Source organism: Streptomyces sp. NPDC005374 (genome assembly GCF_042872225.1).
Classification (GTDB): Bacteria; Actinomycetota; Actinomycetes; order Streptomycetales; family Streptomycetaceae; genus Streptomyces.
Window position 1 is genome coordinate 1,030,558 of record NZ_JBIAKA010000001.1, and the last position, 22,954, is coordinate 1,053,511.

A 22,954-nucleotide genomic window follows, 5' to 3' on the forward strand; every position below is an offset into this window, starting at 1 on the left:
CCAGGGGCGCGGGGAACTGCGCGGCCAGCCACAGCCGACCCGCAGCCTGCAACGGCCCTGCGGACCCCAGGACCCGACGACTCCCCGGTCAGACCGTCAGCCCCCGCACCAGCAGATCCAGCAACGCACACACGAACAGGGCAATGCCGATAAAGCCGTTGACGCTGAAGAACGCCCTGTTCAGCCGGGACAGGTCATGCGGCCGAACAATCGAGTGCTCGTAGACGAACGCGCTCGCGACGATCATCAGACCCACCCAGAAGAACCCACCCGCGTCCGTCGCGACGGCGTACCAGACAAGGAGCGACATCGTCAGGAAGTGACAGGCCCTGGCCCCCCAGATCGCTCCGGGAATCCCGAAGCGCGCCGGCACCGACATCACGCCGACCTCCCGGTCGGTCTCCACGTCCTGGCAGGCGTAGATCAGATCGAACCCGCCGATCCAGATGCCGACCGCGAGACCGAGGATCACCGCGTCCCACGACCACTCACCGGTGATCGCGAGCCAGCCGCCCACCGGCCCCATCGCCTGGGCGAGACCGAGGATGGCCTGCGGGAAGTTCGTGAACCGCTTCCCGTACGGATAGACCACCATCGGGATGACGGCGACCGGAGCCAGCGCCAGGCACAGCGGGTTCAGCAGCGCCGCCGAGCCGAGGAAGACCACGACCGCGACCAGCGCCCCGGTCCACGCGTGCTTCACCGACATCGCCCCGGTGACCAACTCCCGCTGGGCCGTCCGCGGATTGCGCGCGTCGATCTCCCGGTCGATGATCCGGTTGACCGCCATCGCGAAGGTGCGCAGGCCGACCATGCAGATGGTCACCAGGAGCAGCCGCCCCCAGTGGATGTTCCCGTCCCACTCGAACATCGCGGTCAGCGCGGCGATGTAGGCGAAGGGCAGCGCGAAGACCGAGTGCTCGATCATCACGAGGCGAAGGAATCCCTTCACCTTCCCGGTCGGCTGCGGCGCCGGGCCCGGGCCCACGACCCCGTCGGCGGTGGTCATCATGCGAGGCTCCCGAGGAAGGCGTCGAGGTCGGTCAGGAGTGCGGCGGCGGGCAGCGGCCCCGTCTCCACGGTCAGCGGTGTCTCGGCGTCGTCGGGCGGGGTGACGTGCGCCGTGAAGGTGTACGCGTCCGCGCCGGCCGGGCGTGCGTCCAGCCGCAGCACCGCTCCGCCGTCGACCGTGAACGGGCCGTCCGCCGCGGTGAGCCCCGCGCGCAGCCGCTCCGCGAAGTCGACGGGTTCCGCGTCACGCACACCGGGCAGCTCGAAGCCGTCGCCGTCGCCGCCGTGCTCGAAGAGGACCGCCCAGGTGTCACCGGGGCCGGCGAGCTCCTCCGGGGTGACGCCCGCCTGCTCGGCGGCCAGCCGGACGCCCGGGTCGGCCGGGTCCAGCTCGGGCCGCACGAGTGCCACATAGTCGGTGTCGGTGCCGATGAACAGGGCCGGGCCGCCCGCGGCGATGGGGCTCACAGGCCGTACTCCTTCCACCGGCGGTCGACCTTCGCCGCCGTCTCGGGGTCGGACAGGACCATCTCGGGCCAGCCGCCGTCCCGCGTATAGCCCTCCTCGGGCCACTTCCTCGTCGCGTCGATGCCCGCCTTGCCACCCCAGAACTGCTGGTAGGAGGCATGGTCGAGATGATCGACGGGTCCTTCCACGACCGACAGGTCCCGGGCGTAGTCCGTGTTGCCCAACGCCCGCCAGGCGACCTCGTGCAGATCGTGGACATCGCAATCAGCGTCGACGACCACGATCAGTTTGGTCAGGGACATCATGTGTGCCCCCCAGACCGCGTGCATCACCTTCTGCGCGTGCTTCGGGTACTTCTTGTCGATCGAGACGATCGCGCAGTTGTGGAAGCCGCCCGCCTCGGGCAGGTGGTAGTCCACGATGTCCGGCACGATGATCTTCAGCAGCGGGAGGAAGAAGCGCTCCGTCGCGCGGCCCAGCGGCCCGTCCTCCGTCGGGGGGCGGCCCACGACGATGGACTGGAGCAGCGGCCGCTTCCGCATCGTCACGCAGTCGATCTTCAGCGCGGGGAACGGCTCCTGCGGGGTGTAGAACCCGGTGTGGTCGCCGAAGGGCCCCTCCGGCAGCATCTCCCCCGGCTCCAGCCAGCCCTCGATGACCACCTCGGCCTGCGCCGGGACCTGGAGCGGAACCGTCTTGCAGTCCACCATCTCGATCCGCTTGCCCGCGATGAACCCGGCGAAGAGGTACTCGTCGATGTCCCCGGGAAGCGGCGCGGTGGAGGCGTACGTGACGGCCGGCGGACAGCCGAAGGCGATCGCGACCGGCAGCCGCTCGCCCCTCCTCGCCGCGACCTGGTAGTGGTTGCGGCTGTCCTTGTGGATCTGCCAGTGCATGCCGATCGTGCGCTTGTCGTGGCGCTGGAGCCGGTAGAGACCGAGGTTGCGGATCCCGCTCTCGGGGTCCTTAGTGTGGGTCAGGCCCAGGTTGAAGAAGGAGCCGCCGTCCTGCGGCCAGGTGAAGAGGGCCGGGAGCTGGTCCAGATCGACGTCGTCCCCGGTGAGGACGACCTCCTGGACCGGGGCGTTGTCAGCCTTCACCTTCTTCGGCGGTACGTGCACCATCGAGCCGAGCTTCCCGAAGGCCTCGCGCACGCCCACGAAACCGTGCGGCAGTTCGGGACGGAGCAGCCCGCCGATCTTGTCGGAGATGTCGCCGTACGACTTCAGGCCGAGGGCCTTGAGCAGTCGCCGGTCGGTTCCGAAGACGTTCATGGCGAGCGGCATGGCGGACCCGCGGACGTTCTCGAAGAGCAGTGCGGGGCCGCCCGCCTTCTGCACCCGGTCGACGATCTCCCCGACCTCCAGGTGAGGGTCGACCTCGGCCTTGATCCGCTTGAGGTCTCCCTCGCGTTCCAGTGCCCTGAGCAGGGAGCGAAGATCGTCGTAAGCCATGGGGTCAAGTATCCCCGAGCCGCTACCCTGGCCCCGTCAGGGGGCGGTCACAGGCTCCCCACAACGTTCCCAGGGGGATTGCGCGCATGCTCAGGCTGTTGATGTACCTCGTGCCGCTGGCGCTGACGATCTACGCGTTCATCGACTGCCTGAACACCCCCGAGGACGAGGCGAAGCACCTTCCCAAGATCGCCTGGGTCTTCATCATCCTGCTGTTCTGGATCGTGGGACCGGTCGCCTGGCTCGCGGCGGGCAGGCTGCGCACCCCGCCGGCGGACGGCCGCACCCCTTCCGAGTGGCACCGCAACCACCGCATGGAGTACGTCGCCCCCGACGACAACCCCGAGTTCCTGAACTCCCTCAAGGCCGACAACAAGAAGGACGAGGCCCTGCTGAAGGACTGGGAGGCGGACCTGCGCCGCCGCGAGGAGGAGCTGAAGCGCCGGGAGCAGGGCGAGGGCCCCGAGGGCAACTGACCCGACGCCGTACACCTTGTAAGCCGCCGAGCCGCCCGAAGCGGACAATGCGCCCCTGGGCGGCGCCGGACGCGGGCCGGACACTTGCCTCGCATGACGACAGTTCCCGCCGACTCCACGACCGGCGCCCCCGCCCCCGCATACGGTGACAAGGTCATCGCCGTCGAGACGGCGGGCTCGGAGCCCATCCCCGAGTCCGAACGACACGGCACCCCGCTCCAGCTCCTGTGGACCTGGGCCTCCCCGAACATCGAGTTCGCGACCGTCTTCATCGGCGTGATCGCGGTCCTCTTCTTCGGTCTGGGCTTCTGGCAGGCCACGGCCGCCATCGTGCTCGGCACCGCGCTCGGCGCGCTCACCCAGGGCGTGCTGTCCCTGGACGGGCCGCGGTTCGGGGTGCCGCAGATGGTGATCGGCCGGCTCTCCTTCGGCCATCGCGGCAACATCCTGCCCGCCGCGGCCAACGGCCTGGTGGCGGGCGTCGGCTGGTTCGCGGTGAACAGCGTGAGCGCGGCCTTCGCCCTCAACACCCTCACCGGTCTGCGGCCGTTGCCGTCGCTCCTCCTCGTGGTGGCCGCCGAGATCCTGATCGGCTTCATCGGCCACAACTTCGTCCACGTCTTCGAGAAGTACGCCTTCCCCGCCCTCGCGGTGATCTTCCTGCTGGCCGGGGTGTGGACCTTCAAGGACGCGGACCTCGGCGGCGGCGGCACGGGCGGCGGCGTGGGCGGCTTCCTGCTCGCGTTCAGCGCGGCCTGGGGGTACGCGGCGGGCTGGAACCCGTACGCCACGGACTACTCGCGCTATCTCCCCCGTACGGCGAACAGGTTCCGGACCGTCCTGTACCCCGCGCTCGGCCTGTTCCTGTCCGTCTCGGTGGTCGCCGTGATCGGCGCGGCCTCGGCGACGATCGTCTCCCCGAAGGACGCCACCCCGACGGCGGCCTTCACCGGCCATCTCCCCGGCTGGCTCGGCGACCTGGTCCTGCTCGCGATCATCCTGGGCGCGGTCTCCGCGAACGCCCTCAACGTGTACTCCGGCGCGATCTCGATCGCCTCCTTCGGCCTGAACCTCCCCGCCTGGCTGAGCCGCAGCGTCCTGGTCGTGGTGTCCGGGGTCGCGGGTACGGCGGCGGCCTGGGCGTCGCTCTCCGACGCGGGGGCGGCCTACGAGGCGTTCCTGCTGGTGATCGCGTACTGGGTGGCGCCGTGGCTGGGTGTCGTCCTGGTCGAACGCCTCCTGCGGTCCCGCACGCCGGACGACGCCCTCGCCGCCCGCCTCGACGACCGCGGCTTCACCAACTGGCCCGGTCTCGCGGCCCTGTTGATCGGTGTGGCGGTCTCGGTCCCGCTCTTCTCCAACCAGGAGGACTACGTCGGCTATGTGCCGAAGCACTGGCCGTCGTTCGGGGACATCACGCCAGTCGTCGGGTTCGTGCTGAGTGCGGCACTGTACGCCGGATCAGTTTTTTTCCGTCGTACTCGACGGTAATAACTGTCTTCGGAATTACGGGAGTTACCGGCGAGCACCCTTCACATCCAAGGCGCCGCTCCCGGACCGCACAAGATTGTCGACTCGTCTACTCGCGTCCACACCCGCAGTATGCCGACGGGCCGTCATATCACCTTCCCTGCCTCCGAGTTAACCCACACGAGTGACACGAGATTGAGGCCGCACACGCGCTAGTCTCCTTCTAGCTCCTTTCCGGGCTGGTGTCGATGGGCACCGATCGGGTCCATCCGGGCTCGGCCCCCGAAGGAAAGGAGCAAGGTCCGTGGCTAGCTCTGACCAGCCGAGCGACCGGGACGACGACAGTCCCCCGCGTGGCACCCCAGAGCCGGACCGCGGTGACGCGCCGCGCAGACGTCGGACACGCGTGGTCGGAGAGTGCCTGTACTGGCTCATCCGGCTGATGCTCGACCTGTACGACAACGGCGGATGAGGTCTCGACCCCATCCGCCGTCAGTTACCGAATAGTCCGCAGCGTGGGTCCGTGCTCAGGTTGGCCGCCGGACGCGGGCCCACGTTGCTTTCGGCAAGTCGTCGCGGAGCGGCACGCTCCGGAAACACCTCAACTGTAGTGATCCCCTGAGAACGCCACCCCTAGTGAGCACATCCTCACTCCTGCGGAGCACCCCCGGGAACCCAAAACAGTTCTATGCGGTACCCCCACCGTACTGCGTTCGATCCACAAAGAGCGGCCGGAACGGGCTCCAGGATGAGCGGGCATGCATGATGATGAACCTGAACGGTACCTCCGGGGCTAGCAAGGCTAGTTGAAGGACCAACGAGGAGAGTTGGGGTTCAAGTGGCACGTGGTACAGCGGACTTCGACGGCAGAGCACTGCGCGCCACCCGCCAGACCCGCCCGGTCGACGGCGAACTCCTCAGCGCCCAGGCCCTCGCCGAGCGCCTGGGCACCTCCAAGAGCCGTGTCCTCGCGTACGAGAACAACACCTCCACACCGGACCCGAAGCGCATCGCGGAGATCATCCGGCTCTTCGGCATCGACGAGCCCCGGAAGCTGCGCCGCAACCGGGTACTGGCCGACATCCACGGTCTGCGCTGCCAACGCGGTCTGACCATGGCGGAGGCGGCCGCACAGGTCGGCATCAGCCGCAGCGGCTACGCCAACCTGGAACGCCACGCCCTGCTTCCGGTGCGGGACGACGGCACCGTCCGCATGAACCTGGCCCGCGTGTTCGGGGTGGCCCCGGCGGTCATCGACCGCGCGCTGCTGCGCCACCCCGAGGCGGTCGCCCGCCAGACCCAGCTCGCCCGGCAGCTCGGGATCGTCTTCGAGCGCGCGCACCAGGAGCACACCCCGGCCGTCATCGACGTCGACGACCCGCTGCTCCTGCGGATCGCGCCGCTCGTCCAGCGCCCGACGAGGGTGGCCTGCCGGCTGGTCAACGCCGAACTCGACGCCTACCGCGACCTGTTGCGCGACCACGCCCGGATGAAGGTGGACGCGGCCTTCGCGCAGTCCACCGCCGACGCCGCCCTTGCCCACAAACGCCGCAGCCGCCTGGAGACGCTGATCAAGGAGGCCGCTCCGGTCGCGTCGAAGAACCTGAGCCGTTTCCTGTCGGAGGCGATGAACGTCCGCCAGTGGCGGCTGATGGTCGCCCTGGCCAACGCCGGACTCGACGGCATCGCCCTGCCAAGCACCACCCGCTACGCCTCCGTGGAGGACCTCACCGTCCTCCAGATCCGCCAGTACGCGACCGTCCTCCAGCGTGGCGACCAGACCTACGCCACCCCCACCGAGGGCGGCATCGCCACGGTCCGCACCAACTACGCCCGCTACGGCCGCCTGTATCCCCGTGTCCCGGCCCCCAACCTGAGCCGCTACTGGGAACAGCGGCGCCGGCCGAGGCCCCTCGTACGCAGACCCGGACAGCAGGCACCGGAAGTGTCCTGAGGCCCGGAGAAACGGCCCTCAGTCCACGGTGATCGAGTCCAGCTTCTCCCGCAGATACGCGTGCGAGTCCACCGCCTCGTAGGCCACCCGTCCGACCGGTGCCGGGACGGACTCGACGGTCGTGCCCGGGGTGCACTCGCCGAAGTAGACCAGGGACATCAGTTCCTCGGCGGGTGCGTCGGCCGGCGGCGGGAGCACCCGGTGCCGTCCGGACCGCCACCGGTCTCCGGTCCAACGGGCCATCAGGTCACCGATGTTGATGGTGAAGGCATCGGGGTCGAAGGGCGCGTCCTCCCAGCCGCCCTCGTCGGTGAAGACCTGGAGCCCGCCCTTGCCGGCCTGCCGGTCGAGGATCGTCACCGTGCCGAAGTCGGTGTGCGGGCCGATGCGGAACTGCCCGGGCTGGGGCTCGCCGACCACTTCCGTGCCCGGGTACCAGTTGATGTTGAAGCCGTACGTCGGATGGTCCATGTGCCGGGAGAAGAAGTCGGCTCCCAGCCCGAGGGCCTCGCCCAGGAGCGACAGCAGCCCCTTCTCCAGTTCGCCCATCCGCTCCAGGTACTCCTCGCACAGCGACCGGAGTTCCGGCACCTCGGCGGGCCAGACGTTCGGCGCGTACCACTCGGCGTTGACGACCGGGTCCTCGAAGGGCTCGTGTGTGGCGAAGGTGAGCGACTCCTTGAGGTCGGGCGGGGTCTCCGTGCCCTCCGAGTAGCCGTTGGCCTCGGCGCCCGGACCGAGCCAGCCGCGGCCGCCGACCTTCGCGGTGTACGGCTGCTTGACGTCCACCGGCATCCGGAAGAAGGTCCGCGCGGCCTCCCGGATGCGGGAGCGCAGGGCCGGGTCGACGCCGTGCCCGGTGACCAGGAAGAACCCGGCCGTCTGGAGGGCCTCGTCCAGGGTGCGGGCGATGGCGGCGCGGGCCTCGGGGTCCCCGGAGAGCCAGGGGCGCAGATCGATCGTGGGGATGCGGGGGTCACTCACCGATGTCCTCGTTCCACAGTGCGGGGTTCTTCTCAATGAAGTCGGTCATCATCCGGACGCATTCGGGATCGTCGACGAGCACGATCTCCACACCGTGCGCGGCCAGCCAGTCGTGCCCGCCGTGGAAGGTGGTGGCCTCCCCGACGACGACCCGCCCGATCCCGAACTGGCGGACCAGACCGGAGCAGTACCAGCAGGGCGAGAGGGTGGTCACCATCGTCGTACCGCGGTACGACCGCTGCCGTCCCGCCGCCCGGAAGGCGGACGTCTCGGCGTGCATGGAGGGGTCGTCGTCCTGGACGCGCCGGTTGTGGCCGCGTCCGAGGAGGGTGCCGTCGGCGCCGTAGAGCGCGGCCCCGATCGGAATGCCGCCCTCGGCGAGCCCGGTGCGGGCCTCCGCGACGGCGGTGGCGAGCCACGTGCGTGCCGTCGCCCGGTCCAGGGGGTCCAAAGGGTCCATGTCCTCACTCTCCTGTGGCCGAAACACGAGGGCAACGTGCGGAAAGTACTCTCCCGGCAACCCACATCCGGACGAACTGTCGGGAGGCACGCGTGCCCGCGCTCACTCTTCGCGAGATCCTTGCCCTCGATCCGGTCCGCGCGTGCGAGCCCGAGCTGCTGGCCGGCCACACCGCCCTGGACCGCCCGGTCCGCTGGGTCCACTCCAGCGAGGTCTACGAGGGCGCGAACTTCCTGGACGGCGGCGAGCTGCTGCTCACCAACGGTTTCGGGCTGACGGACGCCGACGAGGAGGTGCGCCGGCGTTACGTCCGCGAGCTGGCCGCGAGGGGCGCCACCGGGCTCGCGGTGGAGGTCGGCCGGTCCCTGCCCGCGATGCCCGCCGAGGTGGTCGACGAGGCCCGCCGGCGTGAGCTGCCGCTGCTGGCCCTGCACCGGGTCGTGCCCTTCGTACGGATCACGGAGGCCGCCAACCGGGCGATCGTGGCCCGCGGCCTGTCGGGCCGTGCGGTCGTACGGCCGTGGGGCGACGACCACACGGCGGCCCTGCTCGCCGACCTCGCCGACCGGGCGGCGCTGAACCAGCCGGAGGTGGAGGCGCGGGCCGCGCTCGCGGGCTTCCACCCCGGCCCCGGCGCCCGGCTGATCGGGGTCTCCCTGCACGGCACCCGGGACGTGAGCACGGTCGACCGCGCGGTACGGCTGCTGGGCGGGGCGGGTGTGCTGCGGGCCGCGTTCCCCGGAGACGTCCTGGCGCTGCTCTCGCTGCCGGGAGCGCGCCCCGGCGACCCCGTGAAAGCGGTGCGGGAGGTCTTCCGCAAGGCCGCCGACCCCGGGCTCACGGTGGCGGTGGGCCACGCCGTCTCCGCCACCGACGGCGGCTGGCTGCGCTGGAGCGACACGCTGCGGGCGGCCCGTACGACACTGGAACTGGCGCTGACCGTCCCGACCGCCGAGCCCGCCGTCCCCGACGGCCCCGTGGTGACCTCGTCACGCGCGCTGGCGCTGGAGCGGGAGCTGACCAGGGGCGGCCTGGACGCCAACCGGGAACGCCTGTCGGCCCTGGTCCACCACACCCTGGGCCCCCTCCTGGCCTGGGAGGCGGCCCACCCGAGCGACCTCGTCCGCACCCTGGAGACCCACCTGCGCAACGGCTGCTCCCCCACCCGCACCGCCGCCCTGCTCCACATCGGCCGCCAGTCCCTGTACCAACGCCTGGAGCGCATCGAGTCGTTGCTGGACCTCGACATCGACGACCCGGACCTGCTCGGAGAACTCCTGACGGCCACGTGCGCCCACCGGGTGGTCCGCGGAACGGGAACCGTCGTACGACGCGGCCTGCGGACGGTGGCCTGACGGAGGGGGACGCGAGGGCCGGTCGGTCGACATCCCCGGCCCCATGTCCAGCAGGCGGCCCGCCCGGGGTCAGCCGCTCACCCTCAGCAGGAGCTTGCCCGTGCTGGTCCGTGCGCCCATCAGCCGGTGTGCCTCCGCCGCCTCCTCCAGGCCGAACTCGGCGGTTACCGGCAGGGTCACCGCGCCGTCGGCCACCGTGGCGAAGGCCTGCTCGGACAGGGTCCGCAGCTCGGCGGGGGCGATCTGGGCGAGGGTGAGGATGGAGAAGCCGGCGACCGAGATGCCACGGGGGTACAGCTCGGGCTGGCCCACCTGCCAGGGCGGGGCCCCGCTCGCGTTGCCGAAGGAGATCAGGCGGCCGTACACCGCGAGGGAGGCCAGGGAGGCGCGGAGGGTGTCGCCGCCGACCGGGTCGAGGGCGAGGTCGACCCCGCGGCCGCCGGTCGCCGCCCGCACCGGCTCCTCGAAATCGCCGACGAACACCTCGTCGTAGCCGTACTCGCGCGCGTGCGCCACCTTGGCCTCGCCGGACACCACGCCGTACACCGTGGCTCCGGCCCGCTTCGCCAGCTGGCCCACCACCGTGCCGATCCCGCCCGCCGCGCCCTGCACCAGGACCGTCTCTCCCGGCTGGAGCCGGCCGACGGTGTGCACGAGGGCGTACGCCGTCGGCAGGACCGACGGCAGGGTGGCCGCCGTGCGCAGGTCGAGGCCGGACGGGAGCGCGAAGACGCTGTCCGTGCCGACGACGGCCACGTCCGCGTAGCCACCGCCCTCGGCCAGCACCGCCGTCACTTCCTGGCCGACGCTCAGCCCGGTCACGCCCTCGCCCAGCGCCCGCACCCGCCCGGACACCTCCAGGCCGGGTACGAACGGCAGCTCCGGCACCCGGTAGCCCTCCGAACGCGCCTTGAGGTCGGCGAAGTTGACCCCGGCGTACGCGACGTCGACGCTCACCTGGCCGGGGCCGGGCTCGGGCACCTCGGCCTCGACCACCTTCAGCACTTCCGGATCGCCGTACTCCTGGATCTCGATCGCGCGCATGTCCCCACCTCAACTGTTGAACTCGATTGCTCAACTCGACTGTTCAATGAAAACCGAACACTCCCCACTGTATGGTTTTCATCGAACACTCGGCAAGCGGAACAGCGAAACAGAGGGAACCCATGAGCGCCCCCCGGCACCGAGCCGCCCCCGAGCACACCCACCCGGACGACGTCCCGGTGCTCACCGCGCTCGCCGCGCTCGCCGACCCCGTCCGCCTCGCCATCGTGCGGGACCTGGCAGCCCGGTCCGAGTGGGCCCTGGCCTGCGGCAGCTTCGACGTGCCCGTGGGCAAGGCGGGACTCAGCCACCACCTGGCGGTGCTGCGCGCGGCCGGACTCCTGGAGCAGCGGGACGAGGGGCCGCGGCGCGTCAACCGGCTCCGGCGCCCGGAGTTCGACATCCGCTTCCCGGGGCTGCTGGAACTCGTGCTGCGAACGGACTCCTGAACGCTCACCTATCGACATTTTCGTAATCCAACGGACATCGCGCGATCTAGTCCGAACCAACTCCCCCTCCTTACCCTGGTCTTGATACACAGCGCGCATGGGGGGAATGCGGGTGCACAGACAGCTGCACGGGCGCGGGGCGCTGTTCGACACGGATCCGGCGGGGCTCGCGCCCCGGCTCGTGGGGTTACGGCCCCACCAGCACCGGGCCACGGCGGTGGAGCATCCGCAGGAGCTCCCCTTCGTCGTGCTCACCGGCAGCCGCGGCCGCGGCAAGAGCGCGGTGCTGGGCGAACTGCGGGACGCCTACAAGGGACACACGCCGGTCGCCCTGATCGACTGCGAGGCCGCCGAGTTCACGGCACCGCCCGCGGGCCGGGACGCCGAGGCCTGGTCGCCGGTGTCACAGGCACTGCTGGTGATCGCCGAGCAGCTCGCGGAACCGGTGACCGGCGCGGGCCGCATCACCTTCCCGCGGCTGATGTCGGGCCTGGTCGCGGTCGCCGCGGGCGGCTGGCGGGACGCCGACTCCGAGCGGATCCGGCGCGAAGTCGAGCGGATCCTGCTGCTGAACGAGAGCGGGTCCTGGATCGCCGGGTTCGCCGGACGCTGGGCAGGGCGGGTCGCCGCCAACGTGGCGGCCGCGGCCACCGGGACCGGGCCCCTGCTGTCCTCCGCCATCGAGGCCACCCTGGAGTCCATCTCCGACAGCTTCGTGCACCGGCGCCAGCAGCGGGCCGCGACCTGGTGGCGGGACTACCCCAACGCGAGCCGCAACGCCCGGCGCGGACTCATGCTGCTCTCCGGGCACTTCAGGGCCGGCGGCACCTCCCGCGAGCACGCCGAACGCCATCTGGTCCGCGCCCTGCTCGCCGACCTCACCGACGCCTACACCGGCGTGCTGCCCCGCATGCAGCGCCTGGGCCGCCCGCTCGTCCTCGTCGACAACGCGCAGTCCGCGCCGGGCCCCGGCCTCACCGACCCCGTCCTGAGAGACCGCTCCGAGGGCATCGCCGACCAGGCCGTCTTCATCACCGCACTGCGCGGCTCCGGCCGCCCCGCCCTGCGCAACGCCGTACGGCACACCCTCCCCGAGGTCGCCCGGCGCACCGACTGGACTCCCGACCCCGCGTCCCCGTCCTCCCGCGCCCTGCTGGTCTCGCTGCCACCCCTGTCCGCCGACGACACCCTGCACATCGTCGACGAGCACCAGGTGCCGCCCCAACTCCCGCACGCGATCCACCGGTTGACCGGCGGCAACCCGCTGGGCATCGTGCTGCTGACCGAGTCCGCCGCACAGAACAGCACCGCCTCCCTCGGGGAGTTGCTCACCTCGGACGTCCGGCTGCACGAGGACCGCGACGGCCGGCCCGCCTACGTCGAACTCCTCGACCGGCTGGTGCCCGCCGACCGGCTGGAGGAGCTGACGGTGCTGGCCGCCGCCCACGACCACGACTCCGCCACCGCACTCGCCGAGACCCTCCTGCCCGACGACTTCGGCCCGGCCGACGTACGGGCCCTGCAGACCCGGCTCGTCCGGGAAGGGCTGCCCGAGGAGCCGGGCCAGTTCGTCGGCGACCCCTTCGTGCGGACACTGCTGCTGCTCCGGCTGCACCACCGGGCCGCCGACCACGGACGGTGGCGCGAGGCGCACGAGACGCTGATCCGGCGCTACGAACCCACGGACCGGTATCACCTGCACCACCAGCTCGCCCTCGGGACGACCGAGCCGGCCGTCGCCCACCTGCGCGACACGTTCACCGACCTGGACACCGGCAGCTGGCTGCGCACCCTGCGGTTCATCGCCTCGGCGCCCTACTTCCACGCGCACGACGCCGAGGGCCACGACTTCGACGCCCGCGACGACCGGCGCGCGGCGATCGCGCTCGGCCGCACGGACGCCGCCCAGCGGGTGCCGGACGGCGTGAACCCCGTACTGCACTTGCGGATACGGCGGTTGCTGCACGCCGTGTGGCAGCTGACCGACCCGCTGGCGCTGCCCGACCCGAAGGTCTGCGACCGGCTGCGCTTCGAGCTGGAGCAGCTGTCCAACCTGCGCCCGGCCGGCAACGCGCTGCTGTGGCGGGCCTCCCGGGACTGGCCCGAGGACGCGCTCGCCGGGCGCGCGCTCAGGATCCCGGACGACGACGAGGGGGAGGCGTGATGGCCGGCAGGGGATTCGGAACGTGGCTGCGTGAGGGCGTGTGGGAGATCCCGCTGCGCCGGTACCTCGCGGTCGTGGTCGGGGTGGCGGTCCTTGCGGGTCTGGTCCTGGGCGTCCGCGCCCTCGCCCACGACGACCGCTCCTGCGCGCCGGGTGTCGTCCGGCCCGAGGGCAGCGACGAGTGCGTGGGCGTCTCGGCCACCGCCTACGACTGGGGACGCGCCCCGCTCAGGCCGGTCGTCAAGGCGATCGACCGCGAGAACAGGTCCATCAAGGGCCCCTACGTCACCGTCGCCCTCCTCGAACCGTTCACCGCGACCGACGCCGACAACCTCGGTGACGTCCTGCACGAGATGCAGGGCGCGTACCTCGCCCAGTACCAGGCCAACCACCAGTCCAACGGGACCGTCCCGGCGATCCGGCTGGTGCTCGCCAACCCCGGTGCCACCGGCGCCCATTGGGAGCACACCGTCGACCGGCTGGAGGGCATGACCGGGGAGAAGGACCGGCTGCGGGCGGTCGTCGGCGTCGGCCTGAGCACCGCCAACAACAAGCGGGCCGTCGCCGCCCTCACCGCGCGCGGCATCGCGGTGATCGGTACCTCCATCACCGCCGACAACCTCGCCAACGGGCAGAACGGCAAGGACCCCTTCCCCGGCCTCGCCCGGGTCGCCCCCACCAACACCGACGAGGCCCGCGCGCTCACCTCCTTCGCCCAGGTCGCGGCCGACAAGGCCGTCCTGGTCTACGACCAGAAGGCGGACGACCCCGACGACGGCGACCCCTACTCCCTCACCCTCCAGCGCTCCTTCGAGAAGCTGCTCAAGGGATCGCCGTACGCCCCCTGGTCGTTCAACCCGCCCGACGACCGCGCCCAGGAGGGCTCCACCGCCAACGACTTCGAGCAGATCACCCACCTGGTCTGCGACACCGACGCCGGCACCGACACCATCCTGTTCGCCGGACGGCACACCCAGCTGCGGCAGTTCATCAACGCGCTCGGCGAACGCGGCTGCCAGAAGCGGAAGTTCACCCTGCTCACCGGCGACGAGGCGTCCTACCTCACCGGCGACAAGGACCTGCGCCGGGACGCCCTGAACCGCAACCTCACCGTCCGCTACACCTCCCTCGCCCACCCGGACGCCTGGATCAAGTCCCCGCCCGCGACCGGGGGTTCGGCCGCCGACGCGAAAATCCTGCAGGAACTGGTGCGGGTGGGCCAGGGCGACAAGGTGGGCCCGATCGGCACGGTCGACCTGGAGGACGGCCAGCTGATCATCGCCTACGACGCGATGCGGCTCACGTACCAGGGCATCCGGTTCGCCAAGGGCACCAAGGACATCCCCACGCTCGAGGAGGTCCGCAACGAGTGGCGGCTCATCAAGGGCACCCAGCAGCGGGTCGACGGCGCGAGCGGCTGGATCTGCCTCGACAACCACGGCAACCCGTACGACAAGGCCGTACCGATCGTGGAACTGACCCCGCAGGGCACCGCCCGCTTCGTGAGGATCGCCTGGCCCGAGAAGAAGCCACCGGCGAAGGAGTGCCTGCCGCCGTCGTAGCGCCTGGCCCTCGCGGGTACGGCGAAGGCCGGTTCCGGCGACTGTCGTCGCGGAACCGGCCTTTGTCGGTGCGGGGCTCAGACGCCGGCGTAGGAGTGCTTGCCGGTGACGAAGATGTTGACGCCGTAGTAGTTGAACAGCCAGCAGCCGAAGGCGATCATCGCCAGGTAGGCGGCCTTGCGGCCCTTCCAGCCGGCGGTGGCGCGGGCGTGCAGGTAGCAGGCGTAGGCGACCCAGGTGATGAACGCCCAGGTCTCCTTCGGGTCCCAGCCCCAGTAGCGGCCCCAGGCCGACTCGGCCCAGATCGCGCCCGCGATGATCGTGAACGTCCACAGCGGGAAGACGGCCGCGTTGACCCGGTAGGAGAACTTGTCCAAGGTCGCGGAGGCGGGCAGCCGCTCCAGGAACGAGGTGGCGAACCGGCCCGGCGTGCCGCCGCTCGCCAGCTTGCTCTCGTACGAGTCCTTGAACAGGTACAGGATCGTGCCGACGGCGCCCACGTAGAAGACCGCGCCGCACAGGATCGCGGTCGAGACGTGGATGTACAGCCAGTACGAGTGGAGGGCGGGAACCAACTGGTCACTGGCGGTGTACAAGACAGTGACGGCGATGCCGAGATCGAGGAGGACCGTCGTGATCAGGAACAGGCCGAGCCAGCGCACGTTCTTCCGCAGCGCGAGCAGCGTGAGGTACACGCCGACGGCGACCGTGGAGAAGGTGATGTTGAACTCGTACATGTTGCCCCAGGGGGCCCGCTCCACCGAGGCCGCGCGGGCGACGACCCCGGCGAGCTCGACGAGGAAGGCGAGCACGGTGAGGGACACGGCGATACGGCCGTAGAGGTCGCCCTGCTCGTCCCCGCCGTGCGCCCCGGGCCCGTCGGGCACGTCCCGCGCCCCGGCCGCGGCCCGCACCACGACCTGCGGTCGCTCCAGTACGGCGGTGCTGCCGCCCTTGCTCACGGTGACGGCCGGCGCCTTGGCCTTGCCCGCGGTGCCGGTGAGCGCGGCGGCGGTGCGGCCGACCTTGCTGCGGCTGCCGAGGAGCCATTCGGCGATGTACGTGAAGAAGGCCAGGGTGTAGACGGCCATCGACGAGTAGATCAGCGTGTTGCTGATGTTGGCGAGGTGTTCGTTGGTGGCGGTGGCCAACTCGGTTGCGGCGGCGAGAGTCACTTCGTCTCAGCCCCTTCGGAAGGTACGACTCGGGGGTCGGGGGTGGTGTCGTCGTGCGGTGGGTCTTCGTCGGGGCCGGGCGCACCCGGTGCCTGGTCGTACAGGGTTCCGGCGAGGTCGCCGAGCTCCTCGGGGAGCTTGGCCGACTCGCTGCGGCCCAGGCCCGCCATCTCGACGACCGTGACACCGTCGGCGCCGCGGACCGCGCGGACCCACACCCGGCGGCGCTGGATGAAGAGGGAGGCGGCGAGGCCGAAGATCGCGGTGAGGGAGCCGGCGAGCGCCCAGTCGGTGCCGGGCTGCTGGACGACCTGGAAGTTCGCCCACTGCCTGGTGCTCTCGTAGGTGATCGACCCGGCGCCGTTCGGGAGCTTCATGGTCTGGCCGGGCCTCAGGTTCTCCCTGAGCTGGGCGCCCTTGGAGTCCTTGAACTCCTTCACATGCGACTTGTCGAGCTGGTACACGCTCTGCGGGATGCCGGAGTCGACGCCGAGGTCGCCGTAGTAGGGCGCGAGGTTGAGCACCGGGTTGTTCAGCGCCGGGAAGGTGGAGGCCGTCTCGCTGCCCTTGGTGTAGGTCGGCAGGAAGAACGCCGAGATGCCCAGCTGCTCGCTGACGCCCTTGGCGTTCTTGTAGCCGTCGAGGACCTTGACCACACCGGTGGAGGTGACGTTGGAGTCGAGCGGCAGCATCGCCACGGCGTCGCTGTAGACGACGTTGCCCTTGCCGTCGCGGACCGTGATGACGGGCGCGTAGCCGTGGGCGGTGAGGTAGACCTTCGCGTCGCCGATCTCCAGCGGCTCGTTGACCTTGACGAGGGTCTTGTGGTCCTTGCCGTAGGCGCCCTCGCTGTAGGTGATGGCCGCCTGGTAGAGGCGCGGGGTGCCCGTGTTGGGGCCGCTGGTCTCGTAGGTGCCGGTGAACTTGTTCAGGGTGAAGCTGAGCGGCACCAGGTCGCCGGTGTCGAAGAGGTTCCCGGACTTGAAGTCGTCGTACTGGGTGAGGGTGTTGGAGAAGCCGTCGCCCTCGACGACGAGTTTGTTGCCCTCGGACTTGAAGAGCTGGCCCCAGGCGAAGGCGGTCAGCATCACGATGAGCGCGATGTGGAAGGCGAGGTTGCCGACCTCGCGGAGGTAGCCCTTCTCGGCGGCGACGTTGTCACCGGCGAGGTGGGCGCGGTAGCGGCGCTTCTTCAGCAGGGTGAGCGCGGCCTCGCGGACCTGCTCGGGCTCGGCCCCGGTGCGCCAGGTGGTGTAGGCGGGCAGCCGGGTCAGCCGCTTGGGGGCGCCCGGCGGGCGGCCGCGGAGCTGGCCGACGAACTGCCAGGTGCGGGGGATGATGCAGCCGATGAGGGAGACGAACAGCAGGATGTAGATCGCGCCGAACCACACCGAGCTGTAGACGTGGAAGAGGCCGAGCTTGTCGTAGACGTCCCCGAGGGTGGGGTTGTTCTTGACGAAGTCGGCGACCTTCGTGGCGTCGGTGCCGGTCTGCGGGATCAGCGAGCCGGGGATCGCGCCGAGCGCCACCAGCAGGAGCAGCAGCAGCGCGACCCGCATGGAGGTCAGCTGGCGCCAGAACCAGCGGGCCCAGCCGATCACCCCGAGGGCCGGCATGTTCAGGGACTCCGCGGGCGCGGTGGACAGCTGGGAGCCGGCGGCGCCGAGGTCCTGGTCGGCGGCGGGAGCGTCGGGTGTGGTCTTGCTCATGGATCAGATCCCCACAATGAAGCCGGCGGACCAGGACTGGACGTCCTGCACGAGGCGGTCCCAGACTCCGGTCAGCAGCAGCAGACCGGTCACGATCATCATGGTGCCGCCGATGCGCATGACCCAGACGTAGTGGCGCTTGACCCAGCCGAAGGCGCCGAGCGCCTTGCGGAAGGCGACCGCGGCGAGCACGAAGGGCAGGCCGAGGCCGAGGCAGTAGGCGACGGTCAGTATGGCACCGCGGCCCGCGCTCGACTGCTGGGCGGACAGGGTCAGCACCGAGGCGAGGGTCGGGCCGATGCACGGGGTCCAGCCGATGCCGAACAGGGCGCCGAGCAGCGGGGCGCCGATCAGACCGGTGGCGGGCTTGCGGTGGAAGCGGAACTCCCGCTGGGTCATCCAGGGCATCAGGCCCATGAAGAAGACACCCATGAGGATCATGAGCACGCCGAGCACCTTGGACAGCACGCTCTGGTTCTCCTGGAGCGTCTGGCCGAAGTAGCCGAACAGTGCCCCGCTGGAGACGAACACCGCGGTGAAGCCGAGCACGAACAGGGAGGCGCCGGCGACCATCCGGCCGCGTCGGGCCTCGGCCAGGTCGGTGCCGGTGACGCCGGTGACGTACGACAGATAGCCGGGGACCAGGGGCAGGACGCACGGGGAGAAGAAGGAGACGAGGCCGCCGAGGACCGCGACGGGCAGGGCGACCAGCAGCGCGCCGTTGAGGACGGTGCCGTTGTAGCCCGTCTCGGCGGCGAGCGTGATGACTGCGCTCACGTCACTTCTCCGCGAGGACCGGGTCGATCATCTTGCGCAGCTTGCTCTCGCTGAGCGCGGCCAGCGAGCGGGCGGCGATCTTGCCGTCCCGGTCGATGACGAGCGTGGAGGGGACGGCCTGCGGGTTGAGCGTGCCCTTCTTGAAGCGGAGCATCAGCTTGCCCGTCGGGTCGTAGAGGCTGGGGAAGGTGATGCCCATGTCCTTCTCGAAGGCGCGGGCGTTCTTGACGCTGGTGTCGCGGGTGTTGACGCCTACGAACTGCACGTCCTTGCCCTTGAGGGCCTTGGAGACGGCCTCCAGGTTGGGTGCCTCGGCCCGGCAGGGGGCGCACCAGGAGCCCCACATGTTCAGGACGACGACCTTGCCCTTGTAGTCGGCGACGTCGAGCTGTGCTCCGTCGACGGTCTTGCCGGACAGGTCGGGGGCGGTGCCCCGTTCTCCCTTGTCGGCGGTGGAGATGCCGTCCGTCCCCATGACGAAGTTGGTGTCACCGCCGCCCCCCGAGGTGCCCCCCGAACCGCACGCGGAAAGGGTCAGCGCGACTGCCGCGGTACCTGCGACGAGCAGGGCGGCACGGGTTCGGGAGCGGCTAGGCCTGGCGGCACTCATGTGAAAAGTTTCGCATGCCCGTTCCGGGGATCTTGCGCACCCCCCTTGTGGGCGGAAACCCGCATTTCAGGCGGCGTTCGAGGACGGCGAGGCGGTGTTCGCGGAGGGTGCCTTGAGGAACTCCTTCCAGCCGCCGGCAGGCTGCTGGCCGACGTCGAGCGTGCGGAGTTCGGCCAGCACCTCCGGCTTCTGTACGTCCATCCAGTCGACGTACTGCCGGAAGGAGACCAGCCTGACGTCGGCCCCCTTCTCCTTCTCCCGCGCGATGTGTGTGAAGGCACGCTCGACGGCGTCCATGTAGATGCCGCCGTTCCAGTGCTCGAAGTGGTTGCCGACGAAGAAGGGGGCGCGGTTGGTCTCGTAGGCCCGCTGGAAGCCGTCGATGTAGGCGCCCGCGGACTGCTCGCGCCAGGCCGGGTAGTTGTGGGCGGGCGCGTTGGTCGAGTTGATCGACTGGTTGGCGAGCATGTTGTAGTCCATCGACAAAACCTCGAAGCTGCGGCCGGGGAAAGGTATCGCCTGCAGGGGCAGGTCCCATATGCCGTTCTTCTTCTCGGGCCAGACCTGGCGGCCGCCGGGCGAGGAGGCGTCGTAGCGCCAGCCGAGTTCGCGGGCGGTGGGCAGCAGGTTGTTCTGGCCGAGCAGGCAGGGGGTGCGGCCGCCGACGAGTTCCTTCTCGTAGTCGAAGGGGAGAGCGGGCAGGTCGGTCCAGCCGGTGTTGGTGCGCCACTCCTTGACGAAAGCTTTCGCCTGCTGGATCTCCGAGCGCCACTGGGCCGGTGTCCAGTTGCCGACGGTGCCGTGGCCGGAGCAGAAGTGGCCGTTGAAGTGGGTGCCTATCTCGTGGCCCTCGAGCCAGGCGCGGCGCACGTTGGTCAGGGTCGCCTTGACGTGCTCGTCGGTGAGGTAGCCGATGTCGGAGGCGCCGCGGGCGTTGTTCGGGGGGTCGTAGAGCCGCTTCTTCGACTCGGGCAGCAGATACAGCCCGGAGAGGAAGAACGTCATGTGCGCGTCGTGCTTCTTGGCGAGGTCGAGGAAGCGCGGGAAGAGTCCGTTGCCGACCTCGCCGGCCCCGTCCCAGGAGAAGACCACGAACTGCGGCGGGGTCTGACCGGGCTCCAGCGGCACCGGCTTGGCGGGCTGGCGGGGCTGCTTGCCGGTGAAGGAGGTCGAGCCGTCGCCGATGGGGCGGACGGTGACGGGCTTCTTCGTCGCGCTCGGCGTGGAACCCGCGGCATGCGTCGCCCCGTCCGACGGAGTGAGGGTCCCGCACCCCGACAGTCCTACGGCGGCCGCGGCACCCGCGCCGAGTCCGAGTGCTCCCCTTCGGGTGAGAGAGTGCATGCTTCCCCGATTCGTCACGTTCTCTGGTGGTCACCCAGTCAGAGGAGACGACGGCGGAGAAGGTTCCGGTGCTGTTTCCGGATTCGGTAACAGAAGAGCGCCCCGTCAGGGGCGCGGGGCTGTATCGATATGCGGCTCCGCCGCGTAGGCGCGACCAGCCACGACAGCCCCGCAGTCCCCCACGAACCGCTAGGCCCCGAACGCTTTGCTCTTGCCCTTGGCCGGCTTGGCCCCGGCGCGGAGATGCACCGGCACGAGGTCGAGCGCCGGCTCGCTGTATCCCACGGACACGATCCGGTCCCCCTGATACGTGAACGACGTCAAAGACGCCAGCGTGCACTGCCGCTTGCGCGGGTCGTGCCACAGCCGCCGCTTCTCGACCCAGGACCGCACGATCCAGATCGGCAGCTGATGGCTGACCAGCACGGCCTCATGCCCCCGAGCCCGATCCCGCGCAGCATCCAACGCGCCCTTCATCCGGACGACCTGGTCGACATACGGCTCGCCCCACGACGGCTTGAACGGGTTGACGAGGTGCTTCCAGTTGTCCGGGTTCTTCAGCGCCCCGTCGCCCACGCCGAAGGTCTTGCCCTGGAAGACGTTCTCGGCCTCGATGAGCCGCTCGTCGGTCGCGATGTCCAGGCCGTGCGCCTTGGCGATCGGCGTGGCGGTCTCCTGAGCCCGCTCCAGCGGGGAGGCGACGACCTGCGTGACGTCCCGGCCGGCCAGATGCTCGGCGACCCGGTCGGCCATCTGCCGCCCGAGCTCGGAGAGGTGATAGCCCGCGAGACGGCCGTAGAGGACGCCGTCGGGGTTGGCGACCTCGCCGTGCCGCATGAGGTGGACGACGGTGATGTCACTGTTGGTGGGGGTGCTCATGCTGCCGTGGCCTCCGCCGCCGCTCGGGCCGCCGCCGGAAGGGCGTCGGCGATCCGCTGAACCGCCTGCTCGTCATGGGCCGTGGACACGAACCACGACTCGAAGGAGGACGGCGGCAGGTAGACGCCGTTCTCCAGAAGGGAGTGGAAGAACGCGGTGAACCGGAAGGACTCCTGCGCCCTGGCGTCCTCGTAGGTGCGCACCGGACGGTCGGTGAAGAACACCGAGAACATGCTGGAGGCGTTCTGGACCGTGTGCGCGACGCCTTCCTTGCCGAGAGCCTCGGAGACCAGCGAGCGGATCTGCTCGGAGACGGCGTCGACCTTGACGTAGGCCGCGTCGTCGAGCAGCCGCAGCTGGGCGAGCCCGGCGGCGGTGGCGACGGGGTTTCCGGAGAGCGTGCCGGCCTGGTAGACGGGCCCGGCGGGCGCGAGATGCGCCATGACGTCGGCGCGTCCCCCGAAGGCGGCCGCGGGGAATCCACCGCCCATGACCTTCCCGAAGGTCAGGAGATCGGGCCGGACCCCGTCGATGCCGTACCACCCGGCGCGGCTGGTCCGGAACCCGGTCATGACCTCGTCGGAGATGTAGAGGGCACCGTTCTGCGCGCAGGCGTCCTTGAGCCCCTGGTTGAAGCCGGGCAGCGGCGGTACGACGCCCATGTTGCCGGGCGCGGCCTCGGTGATCACACAGGCGATCTCACCGGGGTGCCGGTGGAAGGCCTCGTGGACGGCTTCGAGGTCGTTGTACGGCAGCACGATCGTGTCGGCGGCCTGGGCACCGGTGACACCCGGGGTGTCGGGAAGCGCGAAGGTGGCCACACCGCTGCCCGCGGCGGCGAGCAGCGAGTCGACGTGACCGTGGTAACACCCGGCGAACTTGATGACCTTGGTGCGCCGGGTGAAGCCGCGGGCCAGCCGGATCGCGGACATGGTGGCCTCGGTGCCGCTGGAGACGAGCCGGACCTGGTCGACGGGCTCGACCCGGGCGACGATCTCCTCGGCGAGCGCGACCTCGCCCTCACCGGGGGTGCCGAAGGAGGTGCCCTTCGACACCGCCTCCTGGACGGCGGCGATCACCTCGGGGTGCGAGTGCCCGAGGATCATGGGGCCCCAGGAACAGACCAGGTCGACGTACTCGCGCCCGTCGGCGTCCGTCAGATACGGGCCGGTGCCGGACACCATGAAGCGGGGCGTGCCGCCCACGGCGCGGAAGGCGCGCACCGGGGAGTTCACGCCGCCCGGCGTGACCGCCGAGGCGCGGTCGAACAGGGCCTGCGAGACAGGCGCGTCGTATGAATAGGGCAATTCACTCATGTCCTGCGACTTCTCCGACCTTCTACGACGTTCTCTGGCGTTCTGCGACGTTCTCCGGCGTTCCCGCCGTTCTCTGGCGTTCCGCGCCGTTCTCCGGCTTCGTTGCCTGTGACTACCTCAGGGTAGGCCAGGCCTCGGAACCCCCCGGCGCCCGACGATCTGCGAAACTGGATGCAGATACACACAGCTCACGGAGACGATGGCACGGAGCCGTTCGTTCAGAGGCTGCGAAGATCCTGCGGACAGGTGTTTCAGCGCACGTTTCGGCGCGCGACCGTGGGGGAGGTCACTGA

Annotated in this window: 21 protein-coding genes; 8 read left to right on the forward strand and 13 right to left on the reverse strand. The window is 70.3% G+C overall.

Translation table 11 applies throughout. The features are described from left to right. Nucleotides 1-88 precede the first annotated feature (88 nt). Genes mqnP through ACFYRX_RS04830 form a run of 3 tightly spaced genes read right to left on the reverse strand, consistent with a single transcriptional unit; the run spans nt 89 to nt 2,933 of the window. Complete coding sequence (gene mqnP, locus ACFYRX_RS04820) at nt 89-1,012, reverse strand: menaquinone biosynthesis prenyltransferase MqnP (RefSeq protein ID WP_389096620.1); 924 nt, start codon at nt 1,010-1,012, stop codon at nt 89-91. Beyond that, nucleotides 1,009-1,479, reverse strand: coding sequence for a hypothetical protein (locus ACFYRX_RS04825; RefSeq protein WP_389096622.1), 471 nt, complete (start codon nt 1,477-1,479; stop codon nt 1,009-1,011). The genes mqnP and ACFYRX_RS04825 overlap by 4 nt, the downstream gene beginning before the upstream one ends. Next, nucleotides 1,476-2,933 carry a menaquinone biosynthesis decarboxylase gene (locus tag ACFYRX_RS04830; protein WP_389096624.1) on the reverse strand — a complete coding sequence of 486 codons (1,458 nt, stop codon included), beginning with the start codon at nt 2,931-2,933 and terminating at the stop codon, nt 1,476-1,478. The genes ACFYRX_RS04825 and ACFYRX_RS04830 overlap by 4 nt, the downstream gene beginning before the upstream one ends. A gap of 86 nt (nt 2,934-3,019) precedes the next feature. Between ACFYRX_RS04830 and ACFYRX_RS04835 the strand changes: the two genes are divergently transcribed. The 4 genes from ACFYRX_RS04835 (at nt 3,020) to ACFYRX_RS04850 (ending at nt 6,833) form a co-directional block, all read left to right on the forward strand. Then, entirely contained in the window at nt 3,020-3,409 is a 390-nt protein-coding gene (locus tag ACFYRX_RS04835; protein WP_389096626.1) for a PLD nuclease N-terminal domain-containing protein, read from the forward strand. 93 nt (nt 3,410-3,502) lie between these two features. Then, nucleotides 3,503-4,900 (forward strand): purine-cytosine permease family protein, encoded by a 1,398-nt coding sequence (locus ACFYRX_RS04840; protein ID WP_389096628.1) that lies wholly within the window; start codon nt 3,503-3,505, stop codon nt 4,898-4,900. Between the two features lie 283 nt (nt 4,901-5,183). Next, nucleotides 5,184-5,351, forward strand: a complete 168-nt coding sequence (locus tag ACFYRX_RS04845) for a hypothetical protein (RefSeq protein WP_389096630.1) — start codon at nt 5,184-5,186, stop codon at nt 5,349-5,351. Nucleotides 5,352-5,717: 366 nt separating this feature from the next. Continuing rightward, on the forward strand, nt 5,718-6,833 hold the full coding sequence (locus ACFYRX_RS04850; RefSeq protein ID WP_389096632.1) for a helix-turn-helix transcriptional regulator: 1,116 nt from the start codon (nt 5,718-5,720) through the stop codon (nt 6,831-6,833). Nucleotides 6,834-6,851: 18 nt separating this feature from the next. Here the strand turns inward: ACFYRX_RS04850 and ACFYRX_RS04855 are convergent, their stop codons facing one another. Continuing rightward, on the reverse strand, nt 6,852-7,817 hold the full coding sequence (locus ACFYRX_RS04855; RefSeq protein ID WP_389096634.1) for an isopenicillin N synthase family dioxygenase: 966 nt from the start codon (nt 7,815-7,817) through the stop codon (nt 6,852-6,854). Next, a complete protein-coding gene (locus ACFYRX_RS04860) occupies nt 7,810-8,277 on the reverse strand; it encodes a nucleoside deaminase (RefSeq protein ID WP_389096636.1) in 468 nt (155 codons plus the stop codon). The genes ACFYRX_RS04855 and ACFYRX_RS04860 overlap by 8 nt, the downstream gene beginning before the upstream one ends. Before the next feature lie 92 nt (nt 8,278-8,369). Between ACFYRX_RS04860 and ACFYRX_RS04865 the strand changes: the two genes are divergently transcribed. Beyond that, the gene (locus ACFYRX_RS04865) at nt 8,370-9,632 is read left to right on the forward strand and encodes a PucR family transcriptional regulator (protein WP_389096638.1); all 1,263 of its coding nucleotides are present in this window, start codon (nt 8,370-8,372) and stop codon (nt 9,630-9,632) included. 69 nt (nt 9,633-9,701) lie between these two features. Here ACFYRX_RS04865 and ACFYRX_RS04870 read toward each other — a convergent pair whose 3' ends face one another. Continuing rightward, the gene (locus ACFYRX_RS04870; RefSeq protein ID WP_389096640.1) at nt 9,702-10,676 is read right to left on the reverse strand and encodes a zinc-binding alcohol dehydrogenase family protein; all 975 of its coding nucleotides are present in this window, start codon (nt 10,674-10,676) and stop codon (nt 9,702-9,704) included. A gap of 122 nt (nt 10,677-10,798) precedes the next feature. On the opposite strand from ACFYRX_RS04870, the gene ACFYRX_RS04875 reads away from it, so the two are divergent. From ACFYRX_RS04875 to ACFYRX_RS04885, 3 genes are all read left to right on the forward strand, one after another. Further along, a complete protein-coding gene (locus tag ACFYRX_RS04875) occupies nt 10,799-11,125 on the forward strand; it encodes an ArsR/SmtB family transcription factor (RefSeq protein ID WP_389096642.1) in 327 nt (108 codons plus the stop codon). A gap of 106 nt (nt 11,126-11,231) precedes the next feature. After that, the gene (locus ACFYRX_RS04880; RefSeq protein WP_389096936.1) at nt 11,232-13,289 is read left to right on the forward strand and encodes a hypothetical protein; all 2,058 of its coding nucleotides are present in this window, start codon (nt 11,232-11,234) and stop codon (nt 13,287-13,289) included. Beyond that, a complete protein-coding gene (locus ACFYRX_RS04885) occupies nt 13,289-14,851 on the forward strand; it encodes a hypothetical protein (protein ID WP_389096644.1) in 1,563 nt (520 codons plus the stop codon). The genes ACFYRX_RS04880 and ACFYRX_RS04885 overlap by 1 nt, the downstream gene beginning before the upstream one ends. A gap of 77 nt (nt 14,852-14,928) precedes the next feature. On the opposite strand, the gene ccsB is transcribed toward ACFYRX_RS04885, so the two are convergent. The 7 genes from ccsB to hemL form a co-directional block, all read right to left on the reverse strand. Further along, the gene (ccsB, locus tag ACFYRX_RS04890; RefSeq protein ID WP_389096646.1) at nt 14,929-16,026 is read right to left on the reverse strand and encodes a c-type cytochrome biogenesis protein CcsB; all 1,098 of its coding nucleotides are present in this window, start codon (nt 16,024-16,026) and stop codon (nt 14,929-14,931) included. Further along, a complete protein-coding gene (locus ACFYRX_RS04895; RefSeq protein ID WP_389096648.1) occupies nt 16,023-17,735 on the reverse strand; it encodes a cytochrome c biogenesis protein ResB in 1,713 nt (570 codons plus the stop codon). Before ACFYRX_RS04895 ends, ccsB begins: the two co-directional genes overlap by 4 nt. 3 nt (nt 17,736-17,738) lie before the next feature. Further along, entirely contained in the window at nt 17,739-18,512 is a 774-nt protein-coding gene (locus tag ACFYRX_RS04900) for a cytochrome c biogenesis CcdA family protein (protein WP_389096650.1), read from the reverse strand. Between the two features lies 1 nt (nt 18,513). After that, nucleotides 18,514-19,122, reverse strand: coding sequence for a TlpA family protein disulfide reductase (locus ACFYRX_RS04905; protein ID WP_389096652.1), 609 nt, complete (start codon nt 19,120-19,122; stop codon nt 18,514-18,516). 66 nt (nt 19,123-19,188) lie between these two features. Next, nucleotides 19,189-20,466, reverse strand: a complete 1,278-nt coding sequence (locus tag ACFYRX_RS04910; protein WP_389096654.1) for a polysaccharide deacetylase family protein — start codon at nt 20,464-20,466, stop codon at nt 19,189-19,191. A 189-nt stretch (nt 20,467-20,655) separates the two neighbouring features. Next, entirely contained in the window at nt 20,656-21,345 is a 690-nt protein-coding gene (locus ACFYRX_RS04915; protein WP_389096656.1) for a histidine phosphatase family protein, read from the reverse strand. Further along, nucleotides 21,342-22,661, reverse strand: coding sequence for a glutamate-1-semialdehyde 2,1-aminomutase (gene hemL, locus ACFYRX_RS04920; RefSeq protein WP_389096658.1), 1,320 nt, complete (start codon nt 22,659-22,661; stop codon nt 21,342-21,344). Before hemL ends, ACFYRX_RS04915 begins: the two co-directional genes overlap by 4 nt. Nucleotides 22,662-22,954: the final 293 nt, after the last annotated feature.

What these genes read in the sequence shown, in the direction of transcription:
- mqnP (WP_389096620.1), bottom strand. Translation starts at nt 1,012, where the DNA reads ATGATGACCACCGCCGACGGGGTCGTGGGCCCGGGCCCGGCGCCGCAG.
- ACFYRX_RS04830 (WP_389096624.1), bottom strand. Translation starts at nt 2,933, where the DNA reads ATGGCTTACGACGATCTTCGCTCCCTGCTCAGGGCACTGGAACGCGAG.
- ACFYRX_RS04835 (WP_389096626.1), top strand. Translation starts at nt 3,020, where the DNA reads ATGCTCAGGCTGTTGATGTACCTCGTGCCGCTGGCGCTGACGATCTAC.
- ACFYRX_RS04840 (WP_389096628.1), top strand. Translation starts at nt 3,503, where the DNA reads ATGACGACAGTTCCCGCCGACTCCACGACCGGCGCCCCCGCCCCCGCA.
- ACFYRX_RS04860 (WP_389096636.1), bottom strand. Translation starts at nt 8,277, where the DNA reads ATGGACCCTTTGGACCCCCTGGACCGGGCGACGGCACGCACGTGGCTC.
- ACFYRX_RS04870 (WP_389096640.1), bottom strand. Translation starts at nt 10,676, where the DNA reads ATGCGCGCGATCGAGATCCAGGAGTACGGCGATCCGGAAGTGCTGAAG.
- ACFYRX_RS04875 (WP_389096642.1), top strand. Translation starts at nt 10,799, where the DNA reads ATGAGCGCCCCCCGGCACCGAGCCGCCCCCGAGCACACCCACCCGGAC.
- ACFYRX_RS04880 (WP_389096936.1), top strand. Translation starts at nt 11,232, where the DNA reads ATGCGGGTGCACAGACAGCTGCACGGGCGCGGGGCGCTGTTCGACACG.
- ACFYRX_RS04885 (WP_389096644.1), top strand. Translation starts at nt 13,289, where the DNA reads ATGGCCGGCAGGGGATTCGGAACGTGGCTGCGTGAGGGCGTGTGGGAG.
- ACFYRX_RS04895 (WP_389096648.1), bottom strand. Translation starts at nt 17,735, where the DNA reads ATGAGCAAGACCACACCCGACGCTCCCGCCGCCGACCAGGACCTCGGC.
- ACFYRX_RS04905 (WP_389096652.1), bottom strand. Translation starts at nt 19,122, where the DNA reads ATGAGTGCCGCCAGGCCTAGCCGCTCCCGAACCCGTGCCGCCCTGCTC.
- ACFYRX_RS04910 (WP_389096654.1), bottom strand. Translation starts at nt 20,466, where the DNA reads ATGCACTCTCTCACCCGAAGGGGAGCACTCGGACTCGGCGCGGGTGCC.
- ACFYRX_RS04915 (WP_389096656.1), bottom strand. Translation starts at nt 21,345, where the DNA reads ATGAGCACCCCCACCAACAGTGACATCACCGTCGTCCACCTCATGCGG.
- hemL (WP_389096658.1), bottom strand. Translation starts at nt 22,661, where the DNA reads ATGAGTGAATTGCCCTATTCATACGACGCGCCTGTCTCGCAGGCCCTG.